We start from the raw sequence: 15,574 nt of genomic DNA on the forward strand, positions 1-15,574 counted from the left end.
GTGTTGCGGCGATGTTTCTTGCGCGGCGCGCCGTCGTCACCGCCCGCCGCCGGTGCTCTCGCGCACCACGAGCTCGGGCTGGAACACCACCTGCCGCGCCCCCGCGCCGCCGCCGGCGGCCTCGGCGTCGGCCCCGGGACCGCCGGCGGCCTCGGCGTCGGCCTCCGCGAGCAGGATCTCGACGGCGGTGCGCCCGATGAGCCGGCTCGGCTGACGGATGCTGGACAGCGGCACCACCGCGGCGCTCGCGAAGTCGATGTCGTCGTAGCCGATGAGCGCGATGTCGTCGGGCACGGCGACGCCGGCCCCCTGCATCATGAGCGCCTGGAGCACGCCCATCGCGATGAGATCGTTCGCCGCGAACACCGCGTCGGGCCGCTCGGCGGGTTCCCGTGCGACGAGCGCCGCCCCCGCGGCCCGACCCTCGATGACGCTGAGCGCGCCGACCTCGATCACCTCGAGCGTCGCATCCGTTCTCTCGGCCGCCGCCTGCCGCGCGCCCGCGAGGCGGTCCTGCACCTGGCGGATGCCGAACGGCCCCCCGACGAACGCGATGCGGCGGCGGCCGGTCGCGAGCAGGTGCTCGACGGCGATCCGGCCGCCGCTCACGTCGTCGACCGACACGGAGCTGAAGCGCGCGTCGCTCGTCGGCCGGTCGACGAGCACGGCGGGGATGCCCCGGGCCCGCAGCCGCTGGAGGCGTTCGGCGATGTCGCCGAACGGCGAGATGAGCACGCCGTGCACGCGCTGCTCCTCGAACAGGTCGAGGTAGGTCGCCTCCCGCTCGACGCTCTCGTCGCTGTTGCCGAGCGTGAGCGAGAGACCGGCGGATGCCGCGGCATCCTCCGCCCCGCGGGCGAGGTCGGTGAAGAACGGGTTGCGCACGTCGAGCACGACGAGCCCGATCGTCGTGCTGCGCCCGACGCGCAGCCGCCGCGCCGCGTCGTTGCGGATGAAGCCGAGCTCCTCGATCGCCGCGTGCACCCGGTCGGCGACCGCCGCGGACACCTTCTGCGGATGGTTGAGCACGTTCGAGACGGTGCCCACCGAGACGCCCGCGCGGGCCGCGACGTCGCGCACGCTGGCGGCGGCCATGGCACTCCTCCCGGCGCGCGTCGGCGCCCGCTGTCGGTGAGCCGAGGGTAGCGCGACGCCGCCGATTGACGGGCTCGGCGCCGGTCGCTAGGCTCGCCATCGACGGCTTTGAATCGTTTCATCATTCACGACTCCTCCGCCACCCCTCCGCCACCCCTCCGCGACCCGTCCGCGGCCCGTCCGCGGCTCCTCCGCAACGACGCTGACAGAGAGAACCGACCATGACCACCTTCGGCGACATCGTCCCCGCGCTCGAGCGACAGGCCATCGAACTGCCCTCGTGGGCGTTCGGCAACTCGGGCACGCGGTTCAAGGTGTTCTCGACGCCCGGCACGCCGCGCACGCCCGAGGAGAAGATCGCGGATGCCGCGACCGTGCACGCGTTCACCGCGCTCGCGCCGACGGTCGCGCTGCACTACCCGTGGGACAGGGTCGACGACTTCGGCGCGCTCCGCCGCTTCGCGCAGGATCACGGCGTCGACATCGGCACGATCAACTCGAACACGTTCCAGGACGACGCCTACCGGTTCGGCTCGCTCGCCCACGTCGACGCGTCGGTGCGGCAGAAGGCCATCGACCACCACTTCGAGTGCATCGACGTGATGGACGCGACCGGCTCGCGCGACCTCAAGATCTGGCTCGCCGACGGCACGAACTACCCCGGCCAGGGCGACCTGCGCGGTCGGCAGGACCGCCTCGCCGAGGCGCTCGCGACGATCTACGAACGGCTCGGCGACGACCAGCGGCTCGTGCTCGAGTACAAGTTCTTCGAGCCGGCGCTCTACCACACCGACGTCCCGGACTGGGGCACGAGCTACGCGCAGGTCAGCGCGCTCGGCGAGCGGGCGATGGTCTGCCTCGACACCGGCCACCACGCCCCCGGCACGAACATCGAGTTCATCGTCATGCAGCTGCTGCGCCTCGGCCGGCTCGGCTCGTTCGACTTCAACTCGCGCTTCTACGCCGACGACGACCTCATCGTCGGCGCGGCGGACCCGTTCCAGCTGTTCCGCATCCTGTTCGAGGTGCAGCGCGGCGGCGGCTTCGAGACGGTCGCGTTCATGCTCGACCAGTGCCACAACGTCGAGGACAAGATCCCCGGCCAGATCCGCAGCGTGCTCAACGTGCAGGAGATGACGGCGCGCGCGCTGCTCGTCGACACGGACGCGCTCGCCGCCGCCGAGCGCGCGGGCGACGTGCTCGGCGCCAACGGCATCCTCATGGACGCCTTCTACACGGATGTGCGCCCCGCCCTCGCCGACTGGCGCGGGTCCCGCGGCCTGCCGCGCGAACCGTTCGCCGCGTACCTCGCCTCCGGCACCCAGGAGCGGATCGCGGCCGAGCGCGTCGGCGGCACCCAGCTCTCCTGGGGCGCCTGACTCCTGGCGCGCTGACCCTCACCCCCCCGCCCGTCCCGTCTCCAGCGAGGAACACGACCCATGACGAACCCCGCCGCCGCCGAGCTCATCGCGCGCAGCAACCGCCTCGGCGCCGACCCGAGGATCACGAACTACGCCGGCGGCAACACCTCGGCCAAGGGCACGGCGACCGACCCGGTGACGGGCGAGCCGATCGAGCTGCTGTGGGTGAAGGGCTCGGGCGGCGACCTCGGCACGCTCGCCGAGTCCGGCCTCGCGGTGCTGCGGCTCGACCGGCTGCGCGCGCTGCAGAACGTCTACCCCGGGGTCGAGCGCGAGGACGAGATGGTCGCCGCCCTCGACTACACGCTGCACGGCACGGGCGGAGCCGCGCCCTCGATCGACACCGCCATGCACGGACTCGTCGACGCGGCGCACGTCGACCACCTGCACCCGGATGCCGGCATCGCCATCGCGACCGCGGCCGACGGCGAGGCGCTCACCGCGGCGATCTTCGGCGGCAGGGTCGTCTGGGTGCCGTGGCGGCGCCCCGGCTTCCAGCTCGGACTCGACATCGCCGCGATCGAGCGCGAGAACCCGGATGCGATCGGCTGCATCCTCGGCGGCCACGGCATCACGGCGTGGGGCGACACGAGCGAGGAGACCGAGGCGAACAGCCGCTGGATCATCGACACCGCCCAGGCCTACCTCGACGCGCACGGCGCGGCCGAGCCGTTCGGCGCCGTCGTGCCCGGCTTCGAGCCGCTGGCCGGGGCCGAGCGCCGCGCGAGGGCCGCGGCCCTCGCGCCGACCATCCGCGGCATCGCGAGCCACGACAGGCCCGCGGTCGGCCACTTCACCGACGACGAACGCGTGCTCGACTTCCTCAGCCGTGAGAAGCTCGCGCCGCTCGCCGAGCTCGGCACGAGCTGCCCCGACCACTTCCTGCGCACGAAGGTCAAGCCGCTCGTGCTCGACCTGCCGGCCACGGCATCCGTCGACGAGTCGATCGCGCGCCTCACCGAACTGCACGAGGCGTACCGGGCCGACTACACGGCGTACTACGAGCGCAACGCGCCCCTTCTCGAAACCGAGTTCGCAGGCTCGCTCGGCACTGGCGTCGCCGGATCGCTTCGCGATCCTCAGAGCTCCAGCGTGCCGGCGATCCGCGGCGCCGACCCCGCCATCGTGCTCGTGCCCGGCGTCGGCATGTTCAGCTACGGCGCGACCAAGCAGACCGCGCGCGTCGCGGGCGAGTTCTACATCAACGCGATCAACGTCATGCGCGGCGCCGAGGCGCTCTCGACGTACCGGCCGATCCCCGAGAGCGAGAAGTTCCGGATCGAGTACTGGGCGCTCGAAGAGGCGAAGCTGCGACGGATGCCGAAACCGAAGACCCACGCGGGCCGCGTCGCGCTCGTCACGGGTGCGGCCTCCGGCATCGGCAAGGCGATCGCGACGAGGCTTGCGGCCGAGGGGGCGTGCGTGGTGGTCGCCGACCTCGACCTCGAGAAGGCGGCGGCCGCGGCATCCGAGATCGGGTTGCGTCATTCGACGAACCCGGCGGATGTCGCGGTCGGCGTCGCCGTCGACGTCACGAGAGCCGACCGGATCGACGACGCCGTGCGGGAGGCGCTGCTCGCGTTCGGCGGCATCGACCTCGTCGTCAACAACGCCGGCGTCTCGCTGAGCAGACCGCTGCTGGAGACCACCGAGCGCGACTGGGACGTGCAGCACGACATCATGGCGAAGGGGTCGTTCCTCGTGTCGAAGGCCACCGCGAGAGTGCTCATCGAGCAGGGGCTCGGCGGCGACATCGTCTACATCGCGTCGAAGAACTCCGTGTTCGCGGGACCGAACAACATCGCCTACTCCGCGACGAAGGCCGATCAGGCGCACCAGGTGCGTCTGCTCGCGGTCGAGCTCGGGGAGCACGGCATCCGCGTCAACGGCGTCAACCCCGACGGCGTCGTGCGCGGCTCGGGCATCTTCGCGAGCGGATGGGGCGCGAACCGCGCCAAGACCTACGGCATCGCCGAGGACGACCTGGGCGCGTTCTACGCGCAGCGCACGATCCTGAAGCGCGAGGTGCTGCCGGAGCACGTCGCGAACGCGGTCGCCGCGATCACCGGCCCCGAGTTCAGCCACACCACCGGCCTGCACATCCCCGTCGACGCGGGCGTCGCCGCCGCGTTCCTGCGCTGACCGTGGCGCCGAGCAGCGCCGCCGTCGCGGCCGTCGACCTGGGCGCCACGAGCGGCCGGGTCATCCTCGGCCGCGTCGCCGACGGCCGCGTGCAGCTGGACCACGTCGCGCGCTTCCCGAACACGCCCGTGCGCACGCTCGACGGGCTGCACTGGAACATCCTCGAGCTGTACCGCAGGGTCGTCGCGGGACTGACGGATGCCGTGCGCGCCGAGCCGGCCATCGCATCCGTCGGCATCGACTCCTGGGCGGTGGACTACGCGCTCGTGCGCGACGGACGGATGCTCGGCACGCCCTACCACTACCGCGACGCGCGCACCGAGGCGGCCGTGCCGATCGTGCACGACCGGGTCGACGCCGCCGCGCTGCACGCGCGCACGGGACTGCAGCACCTCCCGTTCACCACGGTGTTCCAGCTCACGGCGGACGCCCTGGCGGGCACGCTCGCGCTCGCCGACCGGTTCCTGCTCATCCCCGACCTGATCGGCTACTGGCTCACGGGCGTCCCGGTCGCGGAGCGCACGAACGCGTCGACGACCGCGCTGCTCGACCCGCGCACGCGCGAGTGGGACCTCGACCTCGTGCGCGACCTCGGCCTGCCGACGCACGTGTTCCCGTCCCTCGTCGACGCCGGCACGACGATCGGCGCGCTCACGCCCGCCTCCGCGCTCGAGATCGGCCGCACGCTCGATGTCGTCGCGGTCGGGTCGCACGACACGGCATCCGCCGTCGTCGCGATCCCGGCCGCGGACGAGAACTTCGCCTACATCTCGTGCGGCACTTGGGGGCTCGTCGGCGTCGAGGTCGACGCGCCGATCCTCACCGAGGCCGGCCGCCTCGCGAACTTCACGAACGAGGGCGGCGTCGACGGCCGCATCCGCTACCTGCACAACGTCATGGGACTGTGGCTGCTCAGCGAGAGCGTGCGCGAGTGGGAGTGCGACGGGTCGACGATCGACCTGCCGGGCCTGCTCGCGGCGGCCGCGGCGGTGACGGATGCCGTGCCCGTCTTCGACGCGGACGATCCCGCCTTCCTCGCCCCGGGCGACATGCCCGCGCGCATCGCCGCCTGGCTGACCGAGCGCGGACTCCGGGTGCCCGAGGGGCGCGCGGCCCTCACGCGGTGCATCGTCGAGTCGCTCGCGACGACGTTCGCGCGGACGGTCGAGACCGCCGCCGAGCTCTCGCGCGTGCGCGTCGACGTCGTCCACCTCGTCGGCGGCGGCGCGCTCAACGGGCTGCTCTGCCAGCTCACCGCCGACCGCACCGGCCGGCCGGTGCTCGCCGGTCCCGCCGAGGCGACCGCCGTGGGCAACGTGCTCGTGCAGGCCCGCGCCGCGGGGCTCGCCACGGGCGACCTCGAGGCGCTGCGCGCGATCGTCGCGGCGAGCGCCGGCATCCGCCGTTACGAGCCGCGCGTGCAGCGACCCACGGAACTCTGACCGGCGCACCACCCAGACCTACGGAGAATGAGGCCATGACCGACGAGTCCCGCGCGACGAACCCGAAGCAGAGGCGTCAGGTGCCCAGGCCCGCGGAGATCTTCGAGCTCATGCGGTTCAAGGCACCCGAGCTCGACGCCACGAAGCGCCGCCTCGACGCCGCGCTGACGATCGATGACCTCCGCACGATCGCGAAGCGCCGCACCCCGAGGGCCGCGTTCGACTACACCGACGGCTCCGCGGAACAGGAGATCTCCCTCGCCCGCGCCCGGCAAGCGTTCCAGGACATCGAGTTCCACCCGCAGGTACTGCGACCCGCGGAACACGTCGACACCTCCACGACCGTGTTCGGCGGCCCCTCAGCCCTCCCGTTCGGCATCGCCCCGACCGGCTTCACCCGGCTCATGCAGACCCAGGGCGAGCTCGCCGGGGCATCCGCCGCCGGCGCCGCCGGCATCCCGTTCACCCTCTCCACCCTCGGCACCACCTCGATCGAAGACACCAAGGCCGCGAACCCCACCGGCCGCAACTGGTTCCAGCTCTACGTCATGCGCGAGCGCGAGATCAGCTACGAGCTCACCCGCCGCGCCGCAGCATCCGGATTCGACACCCTGTTCTTCACCGTCGACACCCCCGTCGCCGGCGCCCGCCTGCGCGACAAACGCAACGGCTTCTCCATCCCGCCGCAGCTCACTCCCGGCACGATCGCGGGCGCCATCCCCCGCCCCTGGTGGTGGTGGGACTTCCTGACCACCCCGAAACTGCAGTTCGCGTCCCTGCAGTCCACCGGCGGCACCGTCGGCGAACTCCTCAACGCCGCCATGGACCCCACCATCTCCCTCGACGACCTCACCGTCATCCGCGACCTCTGGCCCGGCAGACTCGTCATCAAGGGCGTGCAGACCGTCGAGGACTCCCACCGCCTCGTCGACGCCGGCGTCGACGGCATCGTGCTCTCCAACCACGGCGGACGCCAACTCGACCGCGCCCCCGTCCCGTTCCACCTGCTCCCGGATGTCGTACGCGAGGTCGGCCGCGACACCGAGATCGCGATCGACACCGGCATCATGTCCGGCGCCGACATCGTCGCCGCCATCGCCCTCGGCGCCCGCTTCACCCTCATCGGACGCGCCTACCTCTACGGCCTCATGGCCGGCGGCCGCGCCGGCGTCGAGCGCACCATCACGATCCTCACCGACCAGATCACCCGCACCATGCAACTGCTCGGCGTCGCCTCCCTCCCCGAGCTCACCCCCGCCCACGTCACCCAACTCCACCGACTGACACCCCGCCGACGCGACTGAACACCCTCACCCCGCCGGTCGAGGAGCACCCGAGCCCCGCAAGGCCACTGTCACCCCGCTGGTCGAGGAGCGCCCGAGCCCCACAAGGCCACTGTCACCTCGCAGGTCGAGGAGCGCCCGAGCGCAGCGAGGCCACTGTCACCCCGCTGGTCGAGGAGCGCCCGAGCGCAGCGAGGACGCGTCTCGAGACCACTCGTCCGCCCGAACGATCCGTGGTGGTCTCGAGCGCCGACATCACGGAAATGCAGGAGCGCAGCGCGACGCACGCGAGCCCGGCCCCCGAATCACGCGAACCTCTCTCCGGTGACGCTCGGATGCTCCTGCATTTCCGTGATCAAGGGAGGGGTTTACGCGATCGAGGGAGGGGTTTCCGCGGTGGAGGCGCGTCGGGGCGGCGCGCGCGGACCCGCCCGGGGGAGCAGCGCCGGCTCGCTTCGCTCGCGGGATCCTCGCCCGGCGGGGCGTGACGCCGTCGCCCCACCGCTGGTTGAGGAGCGCCCGAGCGCAGCCGAGGACGCGTCTCGAAACCACTCGTCCGCCCGAACGATCCGTGGTGGTCTCGAGCGCCGACATCACGGAAATGCAGGAGCGTGGCGCGGCGCACGCGCGCCCAACCCCCGAATCACGCGAACGCCTCTGCGGAGACGCTCGGATGCTCCTGCATTTCCGTGATCGAGGGACGGGTTTCCGCGCTGGGGCCGCGCTGGGCGGCGCGCCCGGACCCGCCCGGGGGAGCAGCGCCGGCTCGCTTCGCTCGCGGGCTCCTCGACCAGCGGGGCGCGACGAGCGCCCGAGCGCAGCGAGGACGCATCTCGAAACCACCCACCCGCCCGAACGATCCGTGGTGGTCCCGACCGCCGACATCACGGAAATGCAGGAGCGCAGCGCGGCGCACGCGCGCCCAACCCCCGAATCACGCGAACGTCTCTGCGGAGACGCTCGGATGCTCCTGCATTTCCGTGATCGCGGGGAGGGGTTTCCGCGGTCGGGCAGGGCTGGGGTGGCGCGCCCGGAGGAGCGGTGCCGGCGTCACACCCCGCTGGTTGAGGAGCGCCCGAGCGCAGCGAGGACGCGTCTCGAAACCACCCGCCCGCCCGATGAAGCTGTAGTGGTCTCGAGACGCCAGCTCGCTCCGCTCGCGGGCTCCTCGACCAGCGGGGGAGGGCTCGCGGGCTCCTCGACCAGCAGGGGGAAGGCTCGCGGGCTCCTCGACCAGCGGGGGAAGGCTCGCGGGCTCCTCGACCAGCGGGGGAAGGCTCGCGGGCTCCTCGACCAGCGGCGGAGGGTTCGGTCAGTGGGGCGCGACGCTCGACCAACGGGGCACTACTGCGATCAGCGGAGGCGCGATGCTCGGTCAGGGGCGGCTTCGGCCGCGCGCTGACCCGCCGCGCGCTGACCCGCCGCGCGCTGACCCGCCGCGCGCAACCACCGCGCGGGGTCGGCGAGCGCCGCCTCCACCGAGCCCGCGATCTCGACGAGCGCGATCGACGGATGCGGGTCGAGCGCGCCCGCGCCGGCGATCACCAGGGCGGGCGTCCCGGATGCGACGGCGCGCTCCAGCACGCGGCCGACGACCTTGCCCTCGAGCGAGGTCGCGTCGGCGCGACCCTCGCCCGTGATGACGAGGTCGGCGCGCTCGATCGCCGCGGGCAGCCCGGTCAGCTCGGCGACGGCATCCGCCCCGCTCCTCGGCTCGGCGCCCCACGCCGCGATGAAGCCGTAGCCGGTGCCCCCGGCCGCGCCCGCGCCGGGGGCGTCCGCGCCCGGGCCGAGCCGGGACGCGAATCGCGCGAGCCCGGCGTCGAGCACGCGCACCTGCTGCGGCGTCGCGCCCTTCTGCGGGCCGAACACGGCGGCCGCGCCCCTCGGTCCGAGCAGGGGCGAGCGCACGTCGCTGAGCAGACGGATGCCGCCGGCCGGCGCCGCGCGCAGACCAGACCGGTCGACGCGCGCGACGCGCGCGAGCGCGCCGCCGCCGTCCGGGAGCTCGTCACCCGCGGCATCCGTGATGCGCAGGCCGAGCGCGCTGAGCGCGCCCGCGCCGCCGTCGGTCGAGGCCGAGCCGCCGAGGGCGATCCAGAGCGCCGTCGCGCCGTCGTCGAGGGCGGCGGCGATCGTCTCGCCGAGTCCGCGCGTCGTCGCGCCGAGCGAGTCGGGCTCGCGCAGCAGGGGCAGCCCGCTCACGGCCGCGAGTTCGACGAGCGCGGTGCCGTCGGGCAGCGCCAGCCACGTCGAGGGCACGGGTCGGCCGTCGGGCCCGGTGACGGCGGGGCCGCGGCGGAGCACCGCTGCCGGCACCGCCGCCCGCACGGCGTCGAGCGTGCCCTCGCCGCCGTCGGCCTGGGGCAGGAGCTCGAGCACGTCGTCGGGACGCACGCGGCGCCAGCCGTCCGCGATCGCGGATGCGGCATCCGTCGCACCGATGGTGCCCTTGAACGAGTCGGGGGCGACGACGATCCTCACCGGGCAACCGTGGCACGGTCCGCCGTCAGCGCACCACCCGGATGCGGTTGACGCGGTCGGCGCTCGCCGCGAACCGCGCGGAGCCGGCGTAGCTCACGACGAGGTTCTGCGTGCCGAGGGGCAGCGCGCGCGCGAGCCGGATGACGACCCGCGTGCCGCGCACGGTCGCCCGGCCGACGACGTGGCCGCGCCAGCGCACGGTGACGCTGCCGGTCGCCCGACCGGTCACGCCGGACGCGGGCCCGGCGCTCGTGGCGCCGTTCGGCAAGCCGCTCGGCGTGCCGCGGCGCGTGCTGCGGGACGTGCTGCCCGGCTTCGGCGCGGGCGAGACCGTGACCCGGATGCGGGCGCGCTCGCTGCGTTTCACGCGCGTCGCGACGGGGGCCGACGTCGTGCGCGAGGCCGCCTTCGCGCCGGTCGGGCCGCCGCCGGTCGTGCGGGTCGGGGCTGCGCCCGCCGATCGCCCGCCGGCCGCGGGGATGCCACCGGCCGCGCTGTCCCCCGACGGGCCGCTGCTCGTCGAGAGCCGAGCACGGGTCTCCGGCTTCGCGCTGGCGCCCCAGGCGACGCCCCCGGTGTCGCCTCCCGTGCCGGTCGAGCCTGCCGAGTCGGCGGCGCCCGGGCCGGCACCGCCCGAGCCGGCGCCGCCAGCGCCGCCAGCTGCGCCGGACGCGCCGGTCACACCCGCAGAGCCGTTGCTCGAAGCGTGATCGCCGTCCGAGCCGCTCCCGCCCGCCAAACCATCGGCCGAGCCGTCCCCCGCGACCCCCGCGCCGCCGCCCGGTTCGACGGGCGACGGCGTGACCTCCCGCGCAAACGCCTCGAGCACCGAGGCGTTCGACAGCGGCGTCGAGAGCACCCCGTCCGTCGATCCGTAGAACTGCAGCGCGTACCCGGCGGACCAGCGCGAGCCGGTCGCCCAGGCGGCCGTCCAGACGAGCGACGGGTCCTCCTGGTCGATGCGGCCGAGGTACATCGCCGCGAGCGACTGCCATTCCGCGGCCTCGTCCGCCGACAGCCCGGTCTGGGCCGACGGCCAGCCGAACTCGCCGATGAACCCCCTCTGGCCGTACCTTTTCAGCCAGCTCAGCCACTGGTCGAGCTCGAACCACGTGCGGGTGCGCAGCGCGTCGCCCTGGCTCGATCCGAAACCCGTGGCCACGGCATCCGCGTACGTCCCGGTGTACGCGCCGGTGTTGCCGGCGTCCCAGTAGTGGTGCGCCTCCCAGCGGATGTTGTCGAGCGGGTCGACGATGTACGGCGCCGGCTGCCCCGTGCTCGCGTTGAGCCAGGCGCCCATCGCGCCGGCCGAGTATCTGCTCACGATGACGCACGTGTCGTCTCCCGTCGCGCGGATCGCGTCGAGCGCGGCCTGCTGCGCGCGCTGCCAGCGGATGTTGCCGCTGACCCCGTCGACCGTCGGCAGGGCGCGCGGCTCGTTCATGAGCCCATAGCCCGCGACCGCGCCGTCGCCCGCGAACTCGAGCGCGAGGCGGCGCCAGAGGTCGGCGAGGTCGCCGCTCGTGAACGAGCCCGGGGCGCCGTAGGCGATCCCGTCGTACCGCGCATAGTTGTGCACATCGAGCACGACCGCGAGCCCCGCCGCCCCGGCGGCGTCGACGGCCGCGTGCAGGGCGCTGACCGCGGCCGGATCGAGCGGCCCGGACAGCTCGCGCTGCATCGCCTCCCAGCGGAACGGGATGCGCACGAGCGTGTACCCGCGCGCGGCGAGGTAGCCGAACGTCGCCGGGCGGTCGAACGCGGGCGTGCCGATCGAGGTGAACTCCGCGCCCGCGACGGAGAGACCGCGCAGCGCCCGGTCGGGAGCCGAACGCTTGAGCACGGCCACGGCATCCGCCGCCGTGCCCTCGGCGGCGATCGCATCCGTCCCCGTCGCGGTGACGGGTGCGGTGACGGATGCCGTGGGCGCCTCACCGGCGGATGCCGCACCCGCGACGACCGCATCCGTCGCCACGAGCGCGCCGACCGCGACGAGGGTCGCGGCGATCACGAGCGAGCGCATGCGGAACCTTCCGGCGGCGCGGGACGTCGAGCATCCGCGCCTCGACGACGGCGGACAGAGACAACGACGAACAGAGACAACGACGAACAGAGACGGCGCGGGCAGAGAGATAGGCGCGGGCCCCCCGGACCCGCGCCCGGCCGATCTCCCCCGATCGACGTGAGCAGACTATTCTGTCCACTCCCGCCCGCCTATTCCCCCGATCGGGGGAATAGGCGTATCGTCATGGCCCACCTACGGTCCTTCAACGGAGAAGGAGTTACAGCCATGTCCGACATCGTGCTCGCGCTCATCGCGCTCGGCGGCATCATCGGCGTCGCCGCGAGCGGTGTGCGGTTCATCGCCCGCGACGACCTACGTCTCGACGAGGCGGTGCGCATCGACCTGCCCGCCGCGTGGGGCGAACGCTCGGCCGACGAGGTCGCCGCCCGCTAGGGCCCCCTCCCCCGCCGCGCTCAGCCGCCGGCGGCCTCCGCGTTGCGCACGAGAGCCAGCGCGTAGGCCGGCCACCACTGCCCCGCGGGCGGACCCCCGTTGCACGGGCCGTCCGAGCGCCCGGGCGTCTTGACCCACAGGAACGCGTCGACGCCGGCGATGCCCGTGTCGGTGGTCGGCGCCGCGCCGAGCGCGCGGCCCGGCGGGTTGCACCAGTCCGAGCCATCGCCCGGCACGCCGTTGCGGCTCGTGTCGATGACGAACGAGACGTCGCCGCCGAGCGCCCGCGCGATCGCCCGGCCGTACGCGGCCTCGACGCTCGTCGACTGGAAGTTGCTGACGTTGAGGCTGAAGCCGGCGGCATCCGTCACCCCGATCTCGCGCAGCCGGGACGCCATCTCGTCGGCGTCGATCCAGCCGGCGTGCCCGGCGTCGACGTACGCGAACGCGCCCTGCGCGGCGAACGCCCGCACCGCGTAGCGCAGGTCGGCGAGGCGCGCGAGCCGTCCGTCCGGCGAGAGGCAGTCGAGCTGGGCGAGCGCGTCCGGCTCGACGACGACGATCGACGGATGCCGCCCCAGCCCGGCGACGAATGCGTCGACCCAGGCGCGGTACTGCCGCGACGCGGCGGCCCCGCCCGCCGAGTGCGACCCGCAGTCGCGGTCGGGGATCGCGTAGGCGACGAGCACCGGCAGGGCGCCGCGCGCGGCCGCACCGGACGCGACGCCCGCGACCTCGGCGGCGACGGCATCCGCCGGCTCGCTGATCCAGCGGGCCACCGGCTGGGCGGCGATGACGCCGAGCGCGCTGCGGTCCGCGTCGTCGAGCGAGCCGTCGGCGGCGAGCGCCGTCGCGACGTACGAGTCGGGGTCGACGTCGAGGGGCATGGCCGGCAACGCGCCGGCCGAGCCCGGCGAACCCGCCGGGCCCGCCGGCGGCGACGACGGCGCGGGCCCCGTCATCCGTGCGGCGAGCCCGACGCCGATCGCGAGCAGCACGCACGCCCCGAGCACGGCGAGCCGGGGCGCGGCCGAGCGCCGCGATCGACGTACGAGCACGCACCCTCCTCCCCCCGGGGTCGTCTCCACGGTAGGAGCACGCCCATCCCCCGTATCGGGGTAGACCCAACTGTTCACCGAGTCGAAACATGCCCGAAACACCCCCGTTCGGGGGTCACGCATAGCCTGACACTCGTCCCCGTTCCCGAACGGACACGACGATCCCCCCGGGGTTCGATGGCGCACTTCGGCGCCAGCAGTGGGTCTGCTCACCGCAACCCGCATCGAATCCAGGAGGAGTTGGAGACATGTCGCTCGTTCAGACCCGGGAGTCGGAGGCGCGCGCCGTCGCGCCGCAGGAGCGCGCCGCGCCGCTGGGACAGTCCGCCCCACCGGAACAGTCCGCGCCGCTCGTCACACCGCCCGACGACCGCGAGCTCTACTGGTACATGGGCCCGCAGCGGCGCTGGGTGCAGCTCATCTCGGTGGTCGCGTTCGGGCTCGCCGCGTCGAGCCTCGTGCGCTTCTCGCTCAGCTCGCCGTGGCTGTACCCGCTCATCGGCATCCTCGCGGTGAGCATCGTCGCGTCGATCCTGTCGATGATCTCGGGCCTCAACCGCAAGCGCTACACGAAGCAGAGCCACCTGCAGACCATCGAGCGCTGGCACCGCGACCGTCCGACATCCGCCTATCCGAGCGTCGACGTGTTCCTGCCCTCCGCGGGCGAGGACCTCGACGTGCTGCGCAACACCTACACCTACGTGGCACGGATGCGGTGGGAGGGCGAGCTGGACGTCTGGGTGCTCGACGACGCCGCCAAGCCCGAGGTCGAGGCGCTCGCCCGGGAGTACGGATTCCACTACCGCACCCGCGAGGACCGAGGTCACCTCAAGAAGGCGGGCAACCTGCGCTTCGGCTACGGCCAATCCTCGGGCGACTTCATCATCATCTTCGACGCCGACTTCTGCCCGCGCGCCGACTTCCTCGACCACACCATCCCGTACCTCGACGACGAGCGGATCGGCATCCTGCAGACGCCCCAGTTCTTCGACACGAAGACGAGCATGAACTGGCTCGAGCGCACCGCGGGCGCCACGCAGGAGCTGTTCTACCGCTGGGTGCAGCCGAGCCGTGACCGGGCGAGCGCGCCGATCTGCGTCGGCACGTGCGCCGTGTACCGGCGGGCTGCGCTGCGGGCGGCGGGCGGCTTCGCCCAGATCGAGCACAGCGAGGACGTGCACACCGGCATCAAGCTCACGCGCGCCGGGTACGTCGTGCGCTACCTGCCGATCCTCGTCTCGCGCGGCCTGTGCCCGAGCGACCTCGCGGGCTTCCTCAACCAGCAGTACCGCTGGTGCAACGGCTCGATGACCCTGCTCGCGAGCGGGCAGGCGAACCGCAGGCCGGTGACCGTGCGGCAGAGCATCGCGTTCTGGTCGGGATTCCTCTACTACATCTCGACCGCGATCAACGTGTTCTTCCTGCACGTGCCGGGGCTCATCATGGCGCTGTTCTTCGCCGACCAGGTGCGCGCCGAGCACTACATCCCGTTCCTGCTCGGCATGTGGGTGTACTTCGTGCTGCTGCCGCGGGTGATGCGGTCGCGCTGGCGCTTCGAGGTGATGCGCGTGCAGATGGCGTACTCGTTCTGCCACGCGCTCGCTATCGTGCACAAGCTCACCGGCCGCACGCGCGGCTGGGTCGCCACCGGCGCCGTCGGCAAGGGCAAGGGCGGCTCGCTCGCGAAGACCATCTCGAGCGTCGGCATCGTCGCGCTGAGCATCACGCTCGGCGCCTCCTGGATCGCGTTCGGCATCGACGTCGCGACCTACGGCATCGGCAACTTCTGGGCCATGGCGCTCTTCCTGGCCGGGTACACCTACCTCGGCGCCCCGCTGCTCGTCGGCTTCGTGAAGGTGCGGTTCCCGCGCGAGGTCGCGGCATCCGCCCCGGTCGTCGACGAGTCGGCCGAGGTCGAGGAGGACGCCCCCGACCACGAGAACGCGCACGGCGGCCTGCTGCCGGCGCCCGCCCTGAGCGAGGTGAAGGCCTGATGAGCACCGAGACGACCACGCAGCACGACGCGGAACGGATGCCGCACCGCGACGCCCAGCAGCGCGCCCGCGCGAGCGAGCACGACGCGAGCGGCCGCATCTCGATGGTCGAGGCCGTCGCCTACACGGCGTTCCTCGGGCTCGTCGCGGCCGTCGCATCCGGCGTCTTCGACCCGATGCTGCCGTGGCGGTGAGCG

At 73.3% G+C, this 15,574-nt stretch carries 11 protein-coding genes; 7 read left to right on the plus strand and 4 right to left on the minus strand.

Going from position 1 to position 15,574, the window contains the following annotated elements; genetic code table 11:
• Positions 1-36 precede the first annotated feature (36 nt).
• Positions 37-1,095 carry a LacI family DNA-binding transcriptional regulator gene (locus QT381_RS13125; RefSeq protein ID WP_289249483.1) on the minus strand — a complete coding sequence of 353 codons (1,059 nt, stop codon included), beginning with the start codon at positions 1,093-1,095 and terminating at the stop codon, positions 37-39.
• 221 nt (positions 1,096-1,316) lie between these two features.
• Between QT381_RS13125 and rhaI the strand changes: the two genes are divergently transcribed.
• From rhaI to QT381_RS13145, 4 genes are read left to right on the plus strand one after another with little or no spacing between them, the layout of a single operon-like run.
• Positions 1,317-2,474 carry an L-rhamnose isomerase gene (gene rhaI, locus QT381_RS13130; RefSeq protein WP_289249484.1) on the plus strand — a complete coding sequence of 386 codons (1,158 nt, stop codon included), beginning with the start codon at positions 1,317-1,319 and terminating at the stop codon, positions 2,472-2,474.
• A 60-nt stretch (positions 2,475-2,534) separates the two neighbouring features.
• Positions 2,535-4,658 (plus strand): bifunctional aldolase/short-chain dehydrogenase, encoded by a 2,124-nt coding sequence (locus QT381_RS13135; protein ID WP_289249485.1) that lies wholly within the window; start codon positions 2,535-2,537, stop codon positions 4,656-4,658.
• Positions 4,659-4,660: 2 nt separating this feature from the next.
• A complete protein-coding gene (locus QT381_RS13140) occupies positions 4,661-6,100 on the plus strand; it encodes a rhamnulokinase (RefSeq protein ID WP_289249486.1) in 1,440 nt (479 codons plus the stop codon).
• A gap of 35 nt (positions 6,101-6,135) precedes the next feature.
• On the plus strand, positions 6,136-7,404 hold the full coding sequence (locus tag QT381_RS13145) for an alpha-hydroxy acid oxidase (protein WP_289249487.1): 1,269 nt from the start codon (positions 6,136-6,138) through the stop codon (positions 7,402-7,404).
• A 1,332-nt stretch (positions 7,405-8,736) separates the two neighbouring features.
• Here QT381_RS13145 and QT381_RS13150 read toward each other — a convergent pair.
• Both QT381_RS13150 and QT381_RS13155 read right to left on the minus strand, forming a co-directional pair.
• Positions 8,737-9,867 (minus strand): glycerate kinase, encoded by a 1,131-nt coding sequence (locus QT381_RS13150; protein ID WP_289249488.1) that lies wholly within the window; start codon positions 9,865-9,867, stop codon positions 8,737-8,739.
• Positions 9,868-9,892: 25 nt separating this feature from the next.
• Entirely contained in the window at positions 9,893-11,890 is a 1,998-nt protein-coding gene (locus QT381_RS13155; protein WP_289249489.1) for a glycoside hydrolase family 5 protein, read from the minus strand.
• 267 nt (positions 11,891-12,157) lie between these two features.
• Between QT381_RS13155 and QT381_RS13160 the strand changes: the two genes are divergently transcribed.
• On the plus strand, positions 12,158-12,325 hold the full coding sequence (locus QT381_RS13160; RefSeq protein ID WP_289249490.1) for a hypothetical protein: 168 nt from the start codon (positions 12,158-12,160) through the stop codon (positions 12,323-12,325).
• A gap of 20 nt (positions 12,326-12,345) precedes the next feature.
• Here the strand turns inward: QT381_RS13160 and QT381_RS13165 are convergent, their stop codons facing one another.
• The gene (locus QT381_RS13165; RefSeq protein ID WP_289249491.1) at positions 12,346-13,383 is read right to left on the minus strand and encodes a glycoside hydrolase family 6 protein; all 1,038 of its coding nucleotides are present in this window, start codon (positions 13,381-13,383) and stop codon (positions 12,346-12,348) included.
• A gap of 248 nt (positions 13,384-13,631) precedes the next feature.
• On the opposite strand from QT381_RS13165, the gene QT381_RS13170 reads away from it, so the two are divergent.
• Both QT381_RS13170 and QT381_RS13175 read left to right on the plus strand, forming a co-directional pair.
• Entirely contained in the window at positions 13,632-15,377 is a 1,746-nt protein-coding gene (locus QT381_RS13170) for a glycosyltransferase family 2 protein (RefSeq protein ID WP_289249492.1), read from the plus strand.
• Complete coding sequence (locus QT381_RS13175) at positions 15,377-15,571, plus strand: hypothetical protein (RefSeq protein WP_289249493.1); 195 nt, start codon at positions 15,377-15,379, stop codon at positions 15,569-15,571. Before QT381_RS13170 ends, QT381_RS13175 begins: the two co-directional genes overlap by 1 nt.
• Positions 15,572-15,574: the final 3 nt, after the last annotated feature.

Source organism: Galbitalea sp. SE-J8, assembly GCF_030345695.1.
GTDB lineage: Bacteria > Actinomycetota > Actinomycetes > Actinomycetales > Microbacteriaceae > JAUASV01.